Consider the following 16697-nt stretch of genomic DNA (forward strand, 5'->3'; position numbering starts at 1 on the left):
TGTGTGTCGTTGCACATCGTTCAGAAGGTGGGCTTTACGGATCTCAGGTATTGCACGAAGGCGTCCGGCGCCACGGCTTTGCTGAAGTAGTAACCCTGGCCTTCCTCGCACTGGAGGGCCTTGAGAAAATTCAGTTGTTCGAGGGTTTCCACCCCTTCGGCAATGACCGTCAGATTGAGGCTCTTGCCCAGGCTGATGATGGCGCCGACCAGGGCTGCGTCATTGCTGTCACAGCCCAGACCCCGAATGAATGACTGGTCGATTTTCAGTACATCGATGGGAAACCGTTGCAAGTAACTCAGGCTGGAATAGCCGGTGCCGAAGTCATCGATGGCCAGCCGTACCCCCAAAGCCTTGAGCCGATTCAGCGCGACCATCGTGGCCTCGACGTTCTGCATCAATACGCCTTCGGTGATTTCCAGCTCCAGCAAGGCGGGGTCCATATTGGTTTGCTGGAGTATCTGTTCGATGCCTTCGACAAAATCCCGCTGGCGGAAATCGATGGCCGACACGTTCACCGACATGCTCAGATCCGGCAGGCCATTCGCCTGCCAGGCACGGGCTTGTCGACAGGCTTGGGCCAGCACCCATTTGCTCAAGGGCACGATCAGGCCGCTGTCTTCGGCCACACCAATGAAGTCTGTCGGGTAGATACAGCCATGCCCCGGTTTTTGCCAGCGGATCAACGCCTCGGCGCCGACCACTTTGCCGCTGCCCAGGTCAAGTTTCGGTTGGTAATGCAGGACAAATTCGTCTCGCTCCAGCGCCAGGCGAATACCCGACTCGATGGTTTGCTGTTCCCGGGCGCGCTGGTTCATCTCATCGATGAAAAAACTGAAATCGTTGGGGCCGCTTTCCTTGACGTTGCGCATCGCGGTTTCGGCCTTCTTGATCAGGGCGATGGCATCGAAACCGTCATCGGGGTAGATGCTGATGCCCAGGCTGGCGGTCACGCTCAGGTCGTGGCCGGCAATGTGTTGAGGCGCGCGTATGGCGTTCAAGAGTTTTTCGGCGATGCCCTGGGTCTGTTGCGGGTGATGGATGTCCGCCAGGACCACCACAAATTCATCGGAGCCGTAGCGAAACACCGAGTCGGAGGCGCGCACGCAGGCCATCAGGCTTTGCCCGACACGTTTGAGCATCTCGTCACCGGTCGGGTGACCCAACGCATTGTTGATACGCTTGAAGCGATCGAGTCCCAGAAACATCACGGCCAGTTGTTTGTCATGACGCCTGGACAGGGCGAGGGACTGGTTCAGCCGGTCACCCAGCAAAGTGCTGTTGGGCAACTCGGTCAACACGTCGTACTGCAACAGATGAGACACCTTGAGCAGCTCGTGGACCCGGGCTTCGATGGTTTGCTCCAGGGTCTGTACTTTCACTGCCGCGTCTTGTGCCATCTGCCACTTCCAGGTCAGGGCGCTGGCCATCTGGCGGATTTCCAGACTGTCGAAGGGTTTTTTCAACACCAGCAACTGATCACCGAACTCCAGTCGCTCGGCCATGGCTTCCCAGGTGTAATCGGAGAAGGCCGTGCACAGTGCGATTTGCAGGTGAGGATCGACCTTCCAGAGCCGTTCGATGGTTTCCAGCCCGTCCCAGCCCGGGGGCATGCGCATGTCGGTGAACGCCATGGCGTAAGGGCGACCTTGTGCCTGGGCACGCTTGACCAGTTTGAGCGCCTCCTGGCCCTGATAAGCGGAGTCGAGCTGGAATACCGGCCGAGCCGGTCGCTGGGTGCCGAACAGCGCGGTTTCAGTGTCGGCGAGGGTGTGTTCATCCTCGGTGTCGGCGCCGAGAATCTTGCGAAAGTCCTCATGGATCGAGGGCGTGTCGTCGATGATCAGGATGCGCCGGTTGGCCTGGACGAATGATGTCTTCATTCCTTGTCCTCCGTGGCACGCCTGGAATCGCCCGAAGTCGCTCCGGGATCGTGCGTGTGCACGATGCTCCCGGCCTTCAACAGTTCGGCGGCCTGCTGGCTGCTGACCGCTTTGCTGAAGTAGTAGCCCTGGGCATTCATCGGTGAGCCGGTGGCGATCAGCGAACGGCGTTGCTCCTGGGTTTCGACGCCTTCGGCGATGATGCCGATCCCGACGTCGCGGGCGAAATTGATGATGGCCCGCAAGGTGGTGGCACTGGCTGCGTCGCGGGTGGCGTTATCGATGAACGCCTGAGCGAGTTTCAGGTGATTGACCTGGTAAGTCTTGAGGTAGTCGAACGAAGAGTATTCGGTGCCGAAGTCATCGATGGCGATCTTCACCCCCAACTCACGCAGGCGCGGCAGGATATCGTTGTGCGTCCACTTGGTCTGGGCCAGGGTCGCTTCGGTCACGTCGAAACGCAGGTCCCACGGGCACAGTTCCCAGCGTGCGGTGGTGCGCAACACGTCGTAGATCAGCTCGGGACCACTCTTGAGCTGGGCCAGGGACAGTTTTATCGCCACCACCGGTGGCGCCATGCCTTCGTCGCGCCACTGGCGCATTTGCCGACACGCACGCTCCAGCACCCAGTGGCCGAGGGCGACGATGGCGCCGGTTTTTTCCGCAGCGGGCAGAAACGCCGGGGCTTCCAGCAACCCGCGCTGAGGGTGGTTCCAGCTGACCTGCGCTTCCATGCCGAGGATCTTGCCACTGCTCAAGTCCACTTCTGGCCAGTAATGCAGTTCGAGTTCGTCGCGTTCGATGGCTTTTTTCAGGTCGGTGGCGATGGTCATGCGCTCGACCACTTCCTGATTGATTTCCTCGGAATGGAAGTGGTACTGGTTGCGGCCCTTTTCCTTGGAGCGATACAGCGCCATGTCGGCCTGGGTCAACAGGCTGTCGGCGCTGAAGCTGCGCTCGGTGTAGCTGCTGATGCCGATGCTGACCGAGACCCGCACATCATTGCCGGCCAGGGAGTAGGGCAGCACCAGTGCGTCGCGGACCTTGGCGGCCAGGGCCGCCGATTGGGTCGGATCGCCGACGTCCAGTTGCAGGATCGCGAACTCGTCGCCGCCGAGACGGGCGACCACGTCGTTTTCCCGTACGCAGGTTTTGATGCGGCGGGCGACTTCCTGCAACAACAGGTCGCCCACCGGATGGCCCAGTGTGTCGTTGATCCGTTTGAAGTGATCCAGGTCCAGGTAAAACATGGCGAACGGGGTGGCCCCGCGCCGGGCGGCGGCGAATGCCTGGTGCAGCCGTTCGATCAGCGTTGCGCGGTTGGCCAGGCCGGTCAGCCCGTCGGTGCGGGCCAGCAGAGCGATCTTTTCCTCGGCCAGTTTGCGTTCGGTGATGTCGATGATGATGCCTTCGACTTCCAACAACCGGCCTTCATCGTCGCGCACCGGGATATAGCGGTTTTCGACCCAGCGCCAGTCACCGTCGCCGGTGCGCATCCGGAACTCGATGGACGCGCCGGCCGCATGGCGATCCAGCACCCGGGCCATGGCGGTGTCGACTTTCGCTTGATCGTCGGGATGGATCAGTTCCTGCGCCCAGTTGGACGAAGCCACCAGGGTTGCCGCGACGTGCCCGTATTTGGTGATGTTGTGGGAGATGTACATCAACGGAAACGACGGTTCGCCCCGCAGCCGATACAGAATGGTCGGGCTGTTCTGCACGATGATGTTGGCGTCGGACAGCTCCCGGGTACGTTCCTCGACCGCTTGCTCCAGCAGGGACATCTTCAGTGCCGCGTCTTCGGTCATTTGCCACTTGGCGGTCAAGGCGCTGGCCATCTGGCGGATCTCGATGGCATCGAAGGGTTTTTTCAGGATCAGCAAGCGATCGCCCAGTTCCAGGCGCTCGTCGATGTCTTCCCAGGAATAGTCGGAATAGGCGGTGCAGAGCGCCACTTGCAGCTTGGGATCGACCTGCCACAAGCGTTCGATGGTTTCCAGGCCGTCCCAGCCCGGTGGCATGCGCATGTCGATGAAGGCCATCGCGTAGGGCGAGTCATTCGCCAGCGCAGTCTCGACCTTGTCCAGCGCCTCACGGCCCTGAAACGCGGATTCGATGACGAAACCTTGCGACGATGCCGTCACTGCGGTGCCGAACAGGGCGTTTTCGGCGCTGGCCAGGCTGTCGTCCATGATCGATGACGGTCTGAGAATCTTGGCGAAATCCTCGTGGATCGACGCGGTGTCATCGACGATGAGAATCCGGCGGTTAGCTCGCGCAAGCAGGGTACTCACGGGCATGCGTCTGTACCGACAGCAGTTTGGTGCGATGGGCTCATAGAGGGTATCCCTTCCCTGATCGCTGGACGGAGCGGGCATCGTTTTGGATCCGAGTGACCTGAGCATAGTCGCCAGGCCAGAAATTCGCCCGGTGGACTGAAACGAATCATTTCCGGGGTCGCTCTGAAAATCATCTAGCCTGTAGGTTAGGTTTCACTTGAGGTATCGCCATGGAAGAGCAGCTCCCCACCACAGTGAAACCCACCTTGCTGCTGGTCGACGACGAGGAGTCGATACTCAACAGCCTGCGCCGCCTGCTGCGCGGCCAGCCCTACGAGGTACTGCTGGCCACCAGTGGAGCCCAGGCCCTGGAGATCATGGCGCAGCGGCCGGTCGATCTGGTGATGAGTGACGCGCGCATGCCCAATATGGACGGCGCCACGCTGCTGGCCCACGTCCGTCAGCGTTACCCTGACACCCTCCGGATCATGCTGACCGGTTATGCCGATCCGTCAGCCATTATCAAAGCCATCAATGAAGGGCAGATTCATCGTTACATCAGCAAGCCCTGGCACGATGAGGAAATGTTGCTGACGTTGCGACAATCACTGGCCTATCAATGTTCCGAGCGTGAACGCTTGCGGCTGGTGCAAGAGACGTGGGATCAGAACGAGCAATTGAAGCTGCTCAACGCCTGCCTGGAAAAACATGTCGCGGCCCGTACCAGCGAGCTGCAACAGACCGCCGACATGCTCGACCTGGCCTACGAAGAACTCAAACGCAGCTATGTCACCGGCACGGAAGTGTTTTCGTTGCTGGCCAACCTGCGCCTGCCGCCCGCCAAGCAGACCAACCGGCAGATCATCGAGCTGGTGCGGGTGTACAGCAAACGTCATGCCCTGGACGAAGGCACCCGTCGTGATCTGACCATGGCGGCGGCGCTGTACAACATCGGCAAGTTGAGCTGGACCGACAGCATGATGAGTACCCCTTCGGATCTGCTGCATCACAATGATCGCGAGCGCTATCGGGGTTATCCAAAGCAAAGTGAATCGCTGCTGATGACCCTCGATCCGATGAAGGATGCCGCCCGGCTGATCCTGCACCACCAGGAGCGTTGGGACGGCAGCGGTTTTCCTGATCGGCTCAAGGGCGAGGCGATTCCGTTCGGTTCGCGGTTGCTGAAACTGGCGGTGGATTTCATTGAGTTGCAGCGCGGGCTGATCCTCGAACGGCAGATGAACAGCGACGAGGCGCTGGTGTATATCCGTCAGTACACCGGTCGCCTGTACGATCCGGAACTGGTGGAGGATTTCATTCAAGTCTGCGCGGCGTACCTCAGTGATGTGACGCTGGCCGATCCCACGGTCAAAGTGCTGACCACCCGGGATCTGGCGGCGGGCATGATTCTGGCGCGCAACCTCAATGCCGACAACGGCATGCTGCTACTCAATGCCGGCAAGGTATTGAATGGGCCGCTGGTGGAGAAACTGATCGCTTTCGAGGCGATGGAAGGTGCCAGGTACAGCGTTTTTGTGAAGGTGCCGGAGGAGATAGCGATTCTCGAGACGGATCCCCTGTAGGAGCCGGCTTGCCGGCGAAGGCGTGCTCATGGGCACAGCAGGGCTCAAGGCCGCCTTCGCTGGCAAGCCAGCTCCAGAATCACCAGATCGTGGAAAACGCCGCCATAGTGATCGGCAGGTGTTTTTTCGACGTGACGCAGAACCGGCGCTCATGTGATCCTTGCTGCTTTTACCCAAGGCCAATCCTGATCCATGTCGCTTTCATCCGCCGCTTCGCCCCGCATCATTCGCATTGCCGCTGCCCTGCTGATCGGTCCCGACGGTCGCACCCTGCTGGTGCGCAAGCGTGGCACCCAGGCGTTCATGCAGCCGGGAGGCAAAATCGAGGCCCATGAGCAACCGGTCCACGCCCTCGCCCGTGAGCTGGAAGAGGAACTGGGGCTGGTCATCGATCCGGCGCACGCCACTTACCTGGGGCCATTCTCGGCGCCGGCCGCCAACGAGCCGGGCTTTGTCGTACAGGCCGAACTCTTTCAGCTGACCATCGATTCGCACGTATCCCCGGCGGCGGAAATCGAAGAGGTGCGCTGGATCGACCCGGCCACCGACGGTGAGCTCACGCTGGCGCCATTGACACGGGACCTGATCTTGCCGTTTTATCGAGCTTCACTGGTCGAAACCGCCTGATCGTCCAGGCGCTCTGATTTCAAGGACAGGATGCCCATGATCCCTCTTCAAGACTTGCTGATTTTCGCCGCCGCGGCGCTGCTGATGGTACTCACGCCCGGGCCGAACATGATCTACCTGATCTCTCGTTCCATCTGCCAGGGGCGCAAGGCCGGGGTGACTTCGTTGCTGGGCGTGGTCGCGGGATTTCTAGTGCACCTGTTCGCTGCCGCGGCGGGTTTGACCGCGGTGTTCATGGCTGTGCCGGTGGCCTACGAAGTGCTGAAGTGGGCCGGTGCGTTGTACCTGCTGTGGCTGGCCTGGCAGGCGGTCAAGCCCGGTGCGCGTTCGCCGTTCGAGGCGCAGCAGTTGCCGGCCGATTCGTCGCGCAAATTGATCACGATGGGTTTTCTGACCAGCGCGCTGAACCCGAAGATCGCAGTGTTTTACCTGTCGGTGTTTCCGCAGTTCATTACCCCTGAGCACGGTTCGGTGTTCAGCCAGAGCATCATCCTCGGCCTGACCCAGATCAGCGTGAGTTTCAGCGTCAACCTGCTGATCGCGCTGTTCGCCGCGGGCATCGCGTCCTGGTTCGTCAACAACCCGAACTGGCTGGCAATGCAGCGTTATTTCATGGGTTTCGTGCTGTCCGGGTTGGCGGTACGGTTGATGTTTGAGCAGCGGCGAGCGGCTTGAACATGTGGATTCAGCGGCTTGATGCCAGTCATGCCCTGGATTATCGGGCGCTGATGCTCGAAGCCTACGACTCGCATCCCCAGGCGTTCACTTCCAGCGTGCGTGAGCGCGCCGCGATGCCGCTGGGGTGGTGGGAATCGCGCCTGACCAGCAAGCTGGACCGGGTGCTCGGTGCGTTCGAGGAAGGGAAACTGGCAGGCATCGTCGGCCTGGCCTTCGAGTCCCGGGAAAAGGCCCGGCACAAGGCGACGCTGTTTGGCCTGTACGTGACCGGCAAAGTGCGACAGCGTGGGCTCGGCTATCAACTGGTACAGGCCGCGTTGGCCGAAGCGCAGGCCCATGGGGGCTTGAGGCTGATCCAGCTGACCGTCACCGCCGGCAACGAAGCGGCATTCAGGCTATATCAGCGCTGCGGCTTCGTACAGTTTGGCCTGGAACCGTTGGCGGTGCGGGTCGGCGAAGACTACTTCGACAAGATCCACATGTGGCGCGAGATTACCGCTGAGCCTTGATCGTTCCCACGCTCTGCGTGGGAACGCAGCCCGGGACGCTCCGCGTCCCTCCAGAGCCGAACGCGGAGCGTCCATTAAGGCATTCCCACGCAGAGCGTGGGAACGATCAAGTCGGTCGTGCTATCGGACGGCACTAACCCCATCCAGCGTCGAAAACGACGTGTCCTTGGCCGTCAGCAAAAAATCGCGCATGTACGGTGCATCGAGCATGTCGGCGCGAATCCCGGCATACAACGTCGCGAACAAGCCTTTCTCCCCCAGTCGCTTGGCCTTCACATAACCCCGTGAACTGTATTCATGCAGCGCCCAATGGGGCATGCCGCACACGCCGCGACCGCTGGCCACCAGTTGCATCATCATCACCGTCAGTTCCGAGGTGCGTACCTGGGCCGGTTCGATGTCGGCCGGTTCCAGGAAGCGGGTGAAGATGTCCAGCCGATCGCGCTCCACCGGGTAGGTGATCAAGGTTTCCGTGAGCAGGTCTTCGGGCACGATGTACGGTTTGCTCGCCAAGCGGTGCTGGTTAGCCACCGCGAGCATGGCTTCGTAGGTGAACAACGGCACGTACGTGATCCCGACCAGTTCCAGCGGATCGGAAGTCACCACCAGGTCCAGGTCGCCTCGGGCCAGCGCCGGCAACGGGGCGAAGGAGAAACCCGAGGCCAGGTCCAGTTCGACTTCCGGCCAGGCATCGCGGAACTGGTCGATGGTCGGCATCAGCCACTGAAAGCAGCTGTGGCACTCGATCGCCATGTGCAAACGCCCCGCCGTGCCACCGGCCAGTCGTGCAATGTCACGCTCGGCGCCGCGCAGCAGCGGCAGGGTGGCGTCGGCCAGTTGCAGCAGGCGCAGACCGGCACTGGTGAAGCGCACCGGTTTGGTCTTGCGCACGAACAGCGGCATGCCCATGCGTTCTTCCAGCTCCTTGAACTGATGGGACAGCGCCGACTGGGTCAGGTGCAGGCGGTCGGCTGCATCCACCAGGCTGTCGGCTTCGCGCAGGGCGTGCAGGGTTTTCAGGTGACGGATTTCAAGCACCGGGGGCTCCATGAGGAAAACTTGTGATCAACACGAAAAGGTTGAGTTTGTCTCATGTTGGGTGGGCTGTCGACAATAGCACCATGTTTTATAGCATCTTCTATAGAGAGAATTTTCACCATGGCATTGGCCCACACCCTAGGTTTCCCGCGCATCGGCGCTGACCGCGAACTGAAAAAAGCCCTCGAAGCCTACTGGAAGGGCGACCTCGATCAGGACGCTCTGAAAAGCGTCGGTCGCCAATTGCGCGCCACCCACTGGCAATTGCAGAAAGATGCAGGCATCGACCTGCTGCCCGTGGGCGACTTCGCCTGGTACGACCAGGTGCTGACTCATTCGCTGACCTTCGGCGTGATCCCCGAGCGTTTCGACAGCGCCAAGGATGAACGCGGTCTGCCGACCCTCGACACCCTGTTCGCCATGGCCCGTGGTGCGACGGCTGCTTGCTGCGGTGGCGAACATGCCCAGGCGCAATACGCCCAGGAATTGACCAAGTGGTTCGACACCAACTATCACTACCTGGTCCCGGAATTCACTGCAGACCAACAGTTCAAGCTGAGCTGGGAACAGCTGTTCGATGAAGTCGAAGAAGCCAAAGCGCTGGGGCATAACGTCAAACCGGTGATCATCGGCCCGCTGACTTACCTGTGGCTGGGCAAGGTCAAAGGCAACGACTTCGACAAGCTGGATTTGCTGGAGCGCCTGCTGCCGATCTACGGCGAAATCCTCGGTCGCCTCGCCGCTCAAGGCGTGGAGTGGGTGCAGATCGACGAACCGATCCTGACTCTCGACCTGCCACAAACCTGGAAAAACGCTTTCGAACGCGCTTACCACATCCTCCAATACTCGCCGTTGAAAAAACTCGTGGCGACCTACTTCAGTGGCCTGGAAGACAACCTCGGCCTGGCGGTCGGCCTGCCTGTACAAGGTTTGCACATCGACGCGGTGCGCTCGCCGGATCAGCTTGGCCAGGTTTTGGATCGACTGCCGACTTACAAGATTCTCTCGGTGGGCCTGGTCAATGGCCGCAACGTCTGGCGTTGCGAACTGGAACAAGCCCTGGCCCAACTGCAATTTGCCCAGGAACGCTTTGGCGATAACTTGTGGGTCAGCAGTTCCTGTTCGTTGCTGCACAGCCCGGTGGACCTGGAGCGTGAGGACAAACTCGACCCGGAACTGAAAAGCTGGCTGGCGTTTGCCGTGCAGAAGTGCGGCGAAATTGCCGTGCTGCGTGATGCCCTCAATGATCCGCAGGCGCCCAAGGTGCAAGCCGCTCTGGCTGAAAGTCGTGCGATTCAGGCCAGCCGCGCCCGGTCGCCGCGTATCCACAAGGCAGAGGTTCAGGCCCGAATCAACGCCATTAGCGCGGCGGACAGCCAACGCCATTCGCCATTTGCCAAGCGCATCGAGCAACAACGGGCGCGGCTGCAACTGCCAGCGTTCCCGACTACCACCATCGGCTCGTTCCCGCAGACCGCTTCCATCCGGTTGGCTCGCCAGGCCTTCAAGCAAGGCAAGCTGTCGGCCAACGATTACGCTGACGCCATGCACAGCGAAATCCGCCACGCCGTGCAAATCCAGGAGCGCCTGGGGCTGGACGTGCTGGTGCACGGTGAAGCCGAGCGCAACGACATGGTCGAATACTTCGCCGAACAGCTTGAGGGGTATGCCTTCACCCGGTTCGGCTGGGTGCAGAGCTACGGCTCGCGTTGCGTCAAACCGGCGATCATTTATGGCGACCTCAGCCGTCCGACGCCGATGACAGTCGACTGGATCACCTATGCCCAGAGCCTGACCGACAAGGTCATGAAAGGCATGCTCACCGGTCCCGTGACCATGCTGATGTGGTCGTTCCCGCGCGAAGACGTCTCGCGCAAAATCCAGGCGCAGCAGTTGGCGTTGGCCCTGCGAGACGAAGTGGTGGACCTGGAAAACGCCGGCATCAAGATCGTGCAGATCGACGAAGCCGCGTTCCGTGAAGGGCTGCCGCTGCGCCGGGCGCAATGGCAGGAATACCTCGACTGGGCGGTGGAGGCGTTCCGCCTGAGTGCATCGGGCGTGCGCGACGAAACCCAGATCCATACCCACATGTGCTACAGCGAATTCAATGACGTGATCCAGTCCATCGCCGCCATGGACGCCGATGTGATCACCCTCGAAACCTCGCGCTCGGACATGGAACTGCTGGAAGCCTTCGAGGCGTTCGACTACCCGAACGACATTGGTCCGGGCGTCTATGACATTCACTCGCCACGGGTGCCGGATACGACCGAGATGGTCAAGTTGATGAGCAAAGCCGTGAAGCGCATTCCGGCCGAGCGGTTGTGGGTCAATCCCGATTGCGGGTTGAAGACCCGGGGCTGGCCGGAGACTGAAGCGGCGTTGGTGAACATGGTGGCAGCGGCGCGGCAGTTGCGCAGTCAGTTGGCCTGATGCCAGAAAAAGGAGCGGTCGCGACCGCTCCTTTTTGGCGTCAGAGGTTTTCGAAGTGCGGGAGCGCGGTCGATCTTTTGCCGATATCGGCATAAGGCAGTTCGGCGTTATCCGCGTGAGTCAGGAACCGGTGCTCCGGCAACTTCAAATGAGCTTTCTCGAATTCGCCGAAAACAGGCTTGGCCTTGGAATAGTGGAAATGGGCGTACCACAGCACCTTGGGGGGTGTTTGTGACAGGTTCCGGATCTCATATTCCTGCATATAGTCGGTCCGACCGTCTCGGCGTTTGCCAAGGGTTTTGATCGGGCTGGTTCTGCGGATATCCACGGCATTCTGGTCGAGTAGATCCTCGAGCATTGCATCCGTAGGCTTTTGGGTTGCCAACGACTGCCGAGTTCGCATTTGCCGTCCAGTGCCTCTGAGTTCTGCGGCCTTCTCGCGCAGTTGCCGAATGAGCGTGTTCTGCGCGTCCATCGCTTCGATGCGCAGGGCGCGGCGGGTCAGTTCATCGGCCTGGCTGACCATCATGTGTTCCAGATCAATCGGGAGCATGTCTTGCTCGGCGTAGGATTTTACTTTGCCGAGATAGGCCGGTTGGTCAGCCAGTTGTTTGTGCGCATCGGCCACTAACGCAGCAAGGCTCATTTGAGGCGGTGTCGCTGCCGTGTCCCGCGGATTCAACAGACGGAATTTACCGTTGCTGGCTTGCTCCCAGACTTCCTCGTGTCCACCCTTGCCGGTCATGACGTATTGGCGCTTTTGCGTTGTCGCTTCCCAGCGCTCGACCCCGATCAGCAATTGGTCGTCGTCCGTGGTGAACACTTTTTTGGTGACCCCCCCGGCAGGCCTGACCTGGGCAGGCGACTGTTCGTTGATGCCCTTGCGAGCCCGTTCGGCCATTCTCTCGAGTCCAGTCGTCAATGGCTCGACCGCATCCATATGAAAGTGCTGTGGGTAGCTGGTGGTCCAGACCCTCAACTCACGACGCCATTGCGTGTAAGTATCGATGCAGTCCTGGAGGATTTGGTTGCGTTGAGCCCTGGTGGCACTGACTTCCGGCAGACTGTATTGGATGAACAGTGACCGGTCGACCCGGCTTCTGATAGTGCCCACCTGGCCCTGGAGATAGAACCAGGACAAATCGTTGCGGGTTTCATAGCGTGTCACTATTTCCAGCAAGTGCCCCGTTCTTAAGTAAAGGAGATTGGCCTCGCTGAGCTTTGCGTTCAGCTTGGCGACTTCCGGGGTCAGTTGGGCTTTGTATGAGCTGTTGGCGATGCGCTGGTACCAGTCATTGAGTTCGCGCATGAGGGCGTCGATCGCGTCGAGTTCTTTGATCAGCTCCAGCCGCACCGTTCTGATGTCCTTCAGCACCCGCAGTCGCTCGGAAAACGCTGTTGCAGGGATCGCGTCCAGCGCTACCGTCAGCGCATCGATACGATCCATCAGCGGATTGGCCCGATGATTGGCAAGGAACACCCGCTGTTTGTACCTGTCCGTCAGCAATGCGGCGTTTTTGTTTTGGTAGTCCAGAAGCTTGCTTTTTTTGTTGCCGTGGGTCAGTGGATGCAGATCTGTCAGCGTCTGGTAATGCCGGCGTGCCAACGCGATATCGGCAATGCATGACAAATCGGCCGCCAATATCAGCGCCGTCCCCCGCTGATCGGCCGGTTTGTTGTTGTAAGTGGTCAATATCGCGTTGGTGCGCTCCAGCTGTGCATCCATTTGCAAGGCGATGTCGTCGGCGGCTTCGGTCAATGCGTGATGACGACGAAAAGCATGGTCGACCCACCAGCGCGGCAGTCGTTGGCGCAAGGCCTGTGGCCATAGCGGATCGAGTGTATCGGCCAGATGCCCGAGCAGATTGCCGCCGCCCAGGCCAGCACCTTCGAAGGTCGTGCCATAAACACCGAAGTAAGTGTCCCAATGACCTGTTTCATCCAGGGCGATCGGCTGTTTGTAGGTTTTTCGGGCATTACCGTACAAGCGCCAGCTGCGTGAATCCTTGCTGAGTTCCACTTGAAAGATACGTCCCTGGCGCACGATGAAGTCGCCATCGGCATGTCGGTAGACATTACGGTAGATGCCATGGGAGCCGGGCTGCAGCCCGGACAGCGAAATCGGTTGTTCGTAGTCGTAACCGGCGAAGCGTGCGGCCACATGTCGAGCCTGACGCAAGGAGGGTCTCTGCAAGGCTGCGGCACGGGTGGTCAACCCGCGCAGTTGCCGAGTGCGCGTCAGTGCGCGGGCAGCGGATGGTGCAGAGCCTGCCGCTCCCCCCGGAATCAAGTCGATGGCCGCGTCGATCAAACACAGCAATACCGTTTTGAGCTCCGCGACTCCGTCGCCTACGTCGCCGCGCAAGAAGGCCGCTGCCGCCTGATTCGCCGCCGTCCAGGCATCGTAGAGGGCAATGGCGGTCCCGACGAAGGGCATCATCCCCAGGGCCATTTTGATGTAGTTGAACGCACGCGGACCCTCCAGCGCATACCGTTCCAGGTACAGCGCAGAATTGGAGCGTGAGGTGTCACGGTGGGCGGCAATCAAGCGCCCCATATGAGCATCAAGCAGGTGGGCGGCCAACGACGTGGTGGCCGGCCAGGGCGTGCCGACTTCGATCAGGGCATCGAAATTTTTGAGCACGGCCTTATTGATGCGGCTTTCATGGGCCCGCACATCACCGTGTAGAGCCCGGCTTGAGAGATAGCGGATCATCGAGTCCTGCTGGCACAAATTGAACAGCGCCTTGCGCGCCGCTTCCAGGTTGTCGTATCGGCGCAGGAACCGGCCATCGGGGCTGTCGGGCAGATAGAGCAGGGTACCCCCACTGACCTGTTCTTCGATGAAGGTCACCCCAGACAAGGTGGACGGACCTTCGCCGGGTGTGTCCTTGCCTCCCGCGTTCAGGCGGGCCGGCAGAATGACGATGCGCTTGCCGTTGACGCGCCATGCGGCAGGGGCGCTGGCATCGATAGCGATGTTGAGGGTCTGCTGTTCATCGTCGCTGATCTGTTTTTGCAGCCGCGCGCATTCACCCTGCAACTTGAGCATCAGGCGCCAGGGCTCGACCAGGCATTCACGGCGATGCTCTCTCACGAACACCGGTTCGGTGGCCGCCCCCTTGAAGGTGTCGAGAATCAGTTGTTCATAGGCTTTGGGCAGATCCAGTTGCGGCAGGATTTTGCGCAGGTAGGTCAGGGTGATGCCGTTCAGCAGACGAATGCGTTCCTTGTCATCGGCGGCAGCGACTTGCAGCCGCATGAAGACCAACCGTTGGGACAGGGAATCCTGTTGCACCGACTGAACGTTGTCGATATTGAGCTGGGCCAGGTCTTCGAGTGAGAGGGTGCTGCGCTTGGCACCGGGCACCATGACCGTGGTTGGCACCGGCGCGGAGGGCCCCGAGGAATACTGCGTTCCCCATGTGACAGCGTCGGGTAGACTCAGCTGCACGTCGAAATGGCCCTTGATCGAGAAGTCCTTGCGCAGGCGTGCGTGCAAGTGTTTACGGGTGAAGTCGTTACGGGGTTCCAGGGCCACCGTCATCAGCTCGTGACTGCGTTGCATCGCCGGGATGTAAGCCTCGATCAGGCGCTTGAGGCCGGTACGTTCAGCGTCGGTCAGTTGGCTCAGCCAGTCCGGCAGATGGGAGGCGAGGGTGCCGCTGCGGTCTTGCTCCAGCAGATAGGCGAAGGCCAGGCTCCTGGCCGCGTGCACGGGGACCTGCAAAGTGGCGAGGGCGCGTTTGCGCAACGCTTGCAGTTGCTCGGCACGCTGCGTGGCATCGGCCGGTTCGGTGTGACGTTGGCGGATGGCGCTGGCCTGGTCTTCGAAATCGCTGGTCAGTTGGTCCAAACCATACCGGAGCGCATCGCCGGTGATTTTTGTCAGATGCACCGTCAACCCGGCGGCCTGATCGATCTTGAACATCTGGCGCTCAAGCTCGCGTCGGTTGGCGAACCGTTGCAGCCCGCCGCCGCTGCCAGGCCAATAAAGCAACAGACTGTGCGGCGCGTCGGCATTGGCGAGCGCATCCGCATGGGTGACGACCAATACGCCGTTGAGTTCCTGGGTGTTGACCGTGGTTTTGTCGCCCTTCTTTTCGGTCATCGACAGGGTCAGGCTGGCGGCCACTGCGTCTGGGCCAGGGGTATCGGGCGTGTCCAGCAGGGCCTTGAGCAGGCGACACTCCTCGTCACTCAGTTGTTTGAGGGCCATTTGCAAGGCCGCCTCGGCGTGCAGTCCTGCTTTGTGGGCGCCATGCAGGGTGGTGAACTCGCGCTGGAACGTCACGAGATCCAGCGTGCGCGACCGACTCAGCAAGGCAGAGGCGGCCTCGTCGGCGGCTTGTTCGGCGGCTTCCAATGCGTTGAGCGAGTCCTTGAACGGTTGCAGGCCGGTGCCATCACCCACTTCTTTAATCAGTGATTCAAGCGCATCGCGCTGTTGCTTCACCGCAGCCTGGCGCAAGGGCCAGGGGATGTCGGCATACAGGCTGCCGAACAGTGGCTGTTCATCTTGGGCATCGGCGGTTTCCAGCCTGGGCGGTGCGGCGAGCACGCTGACGTTGCCGGGTTGTCGATCGAGCCGGTCGACCTGAACGAGAGATTGCGCACCGTGCTCCGCCAAACCGGGTTTGCCCAGAGATCCATTGCGCAAGGCGTTGATTTGAGCCTGTTGATGCGTCCCCACCAGATCGCTGGCGCCCACGACCATGGGATCGGCTTGCGCGGTGTACTCAAAGCGCAGGTTTTCGCCGGGCAGGCCGTTCGGGACGAGGGCTTGTCGCGACAGCCAGGCCTCCATGTCGCTGCGTTGCTTGAATAGCTGGATCGCGACGGGTTGGCTGGGCAGATACAGCCATTGGCTGGCGTCATCTGTCGTGGTGATGACCCACGCTCCGATCAGTTTCACTCTGCAATGGTTGCTCAACACCAGGGCCAGTTTCTCGGTGCGGATGGGGTGCTTGTCCAGCGTTCCGGCGGCCGGGTCGATAATCACCTGCAGTGGTTTGAGCTGGTCTGCTGTCAGGGCTCTTTGAGAGATCGCCACTTGGGCGGCCGCCTCGAAGTGATCGCGGTAAAGCTCGATGGCGCGTTGTTGGCGCGACACCGCAGTGCCGGGGGCGCGCGCGTCCCAAAACGTTCGCCAGCGCTCGCTGTGCGAGCGTTCCGGGTCGAGCGTCTTGAGTCGTTCGAGCATGTGCAGCGGTGTCAGGGTTGACAGGGCGTGATCCTGCTTCAGACCGATGACTCGACAGCGCTGATCCAGCGTCGTTTCCAGTGTCGGATGCTGCATGACGAAGGCGCAGGCATCGGTAAAGCTGACGAAATGCTCCGGATGCTGATCCGTGGCGGTGAAAAGCAAACCGGCCTGTTGTCCGTCCAGATCCAGTTTTTGTTCAAGCAGTTGATCAAAGGTGTCGCGCAATCGCGGGCAGTCGCCAACAAGTTCGCACAAGCCCTGGTTGCTGGCACGCCAGCGAGCCGAGGCCTGGAGAAACAGGCTTTCATCGGCGGCATCCGGCAGGGAGGATACGGTCGGTATTACGACCGGCGCAGGGATGGGAAGAGCGGGGAGGAGTCTATCGGTCATAGAATCTGGCTCGGTGAGGGAGTGGTGGATCCACTCCTTGAACGAGCCATTGAAGGAAATTTGCCGGAGGC

9 protein-coding genes are annotated in these 16697 nt (G+C 60.6%); 5 read left to right on the top strand and 4 right to left on the bottom strand.

Going from position 1 to position 16697, the window contains the following annotated elements:
* Window positions 1–20: 20 nt before the first annotated feature.
* Window positions 21–1883: a putative bifunctional diguanylate cyclase/phosphodiesterase gene (locus tag HCU66_RS14005; RefSeq protein ID WP_205889049.1), complete on the bottom strand. Its 1863-nt coding sequence runs from the start codon at window positions 1881–1883 to the stop codon at window positions 21–23.
* Window positions 1880–4183, bottom strand: a complete 2304-nt coding sequence (locus HCU66_RS14010) for an EAL domain-containing protein (protein WP_205889050.1) — start codon at window positions 4181–4183, stop codon at window positions 1880–1882. The genes HCU66_RS14005 and HCU66_RS14010 overlap by 4 nt, the downstream gene beginning before the upstream one ends.
* A gap of 209 nt (window positions 4184–4392) precedes the next feature.
* On the opposite strand from HCU66_RS14010, the gene nosR reads away from it, so the two are divergent.
* From nosR to HCU66_RS14030, 4 genes are all read left to right on the top strand, one after another.
* A complete protein-coding gene (nosR, locus tag HCU66_RS14015) occupies window positions 4393–5745 on the top strand; it encodes a response regulator c-di-GMP phosphodiesterase, NosR family (protein ID WP_205889051.1) in 1353 nt (450 codons plus the stop codon).
* A 192-nt stretch (window positions 5746–5937) separates the two neighbouring features.
* The gene (locus HCU66_RS14020; RefSeq protein ID WP_205889052.1) at window positions 5938–6372 is read left to right on the top strand and encodes an NUDIX hydrolase; all 435 of its coding nucleotides are present in this window, start codon (window positions 5938–5940) and stop codon (window positions 6370–6372) included.
* A gap of 36 nt (window positions 6373–6408) precedes the next feature.
* Window positions 6409–7047, top strand: a complete 639-nt coding sequence (locus HCU66_RS14025; RefSeq protein WP_205889053.1) for a LysE family translocator — start codon at window positions 6409–6411, stop codon at window positions 7045–7047.
* Between the two features lie 2 nt (window positions 7048–7049).
* Window positions 7050–7559 (top strand): GNAT family N-acetyltransferase, encoded by a 510-nt coding sequence (locus HCU66_RS14030; protein WP_205889074.1) that lies wholly within the window; start codon window positions 7050–7052, stop codon window positions 7557–7559.
* Between the two features lie 120 nt (window positions 7560–7679).
* Here the strand turns inward: HCU66_RS14030 and metR are convergent, their stop codons facing one another.
* Window positions 7680–8597, bottom strand: coding sequence for a transcriptional regulator MetR (gene metR / locus HCU66_RS14035; protein ID WP_007898547.1), 918 nt, complete (start codon window positions 8595–8597; stop codon window positions 7680–7682).
* 120 nt (window positions 8598–8717) lie between these two features.
* Here metR and metE point away from each other — a divergent pair, with 120 nt between their 5' ends.
* On the top strand, window positions 8718–11030 hold the full coding sequence (metE, locus tag HCU66_RS14040) for a 5-methyltetrahydropteroyltriglutamate--homocysteine S-methyltransferase (protein WP_205889054.1): 2313 nt from the start codon (window positions 8718–8720) through the stop codon (window positions 11028–11030).
* Window positions 11031–11070: 40 nt separating this feature from the next.
* Here metE and HCU66_RS14045 read toward each other — a convergent pair whose 3' ends face one another.
* On the bottom strand, window positions 11071–16626 hold the full coding sequence (locus HCU66_RS14045) for a dermonecrotic toxin domain-containing protein (RefSeq protein WP_205889055.1): 5556 nt from the start codon (window positions 16624–16626) through the stop codon (window positions 11071–11073).
* Window positions 16627–16697 lie beyond the last annotated feature (71 nt).

This window comes from Pseudomonas frederiksbergensis, assembly GCF_017114915.1.
Classification (GTDB): Bacteria; Pseudomonadota; Gammaproteobacteria; order Pseudomonadales; family Pseudomonadaceae; genus Aquipseudomonas; species Aquipseudomonas frederiksbergensis_I.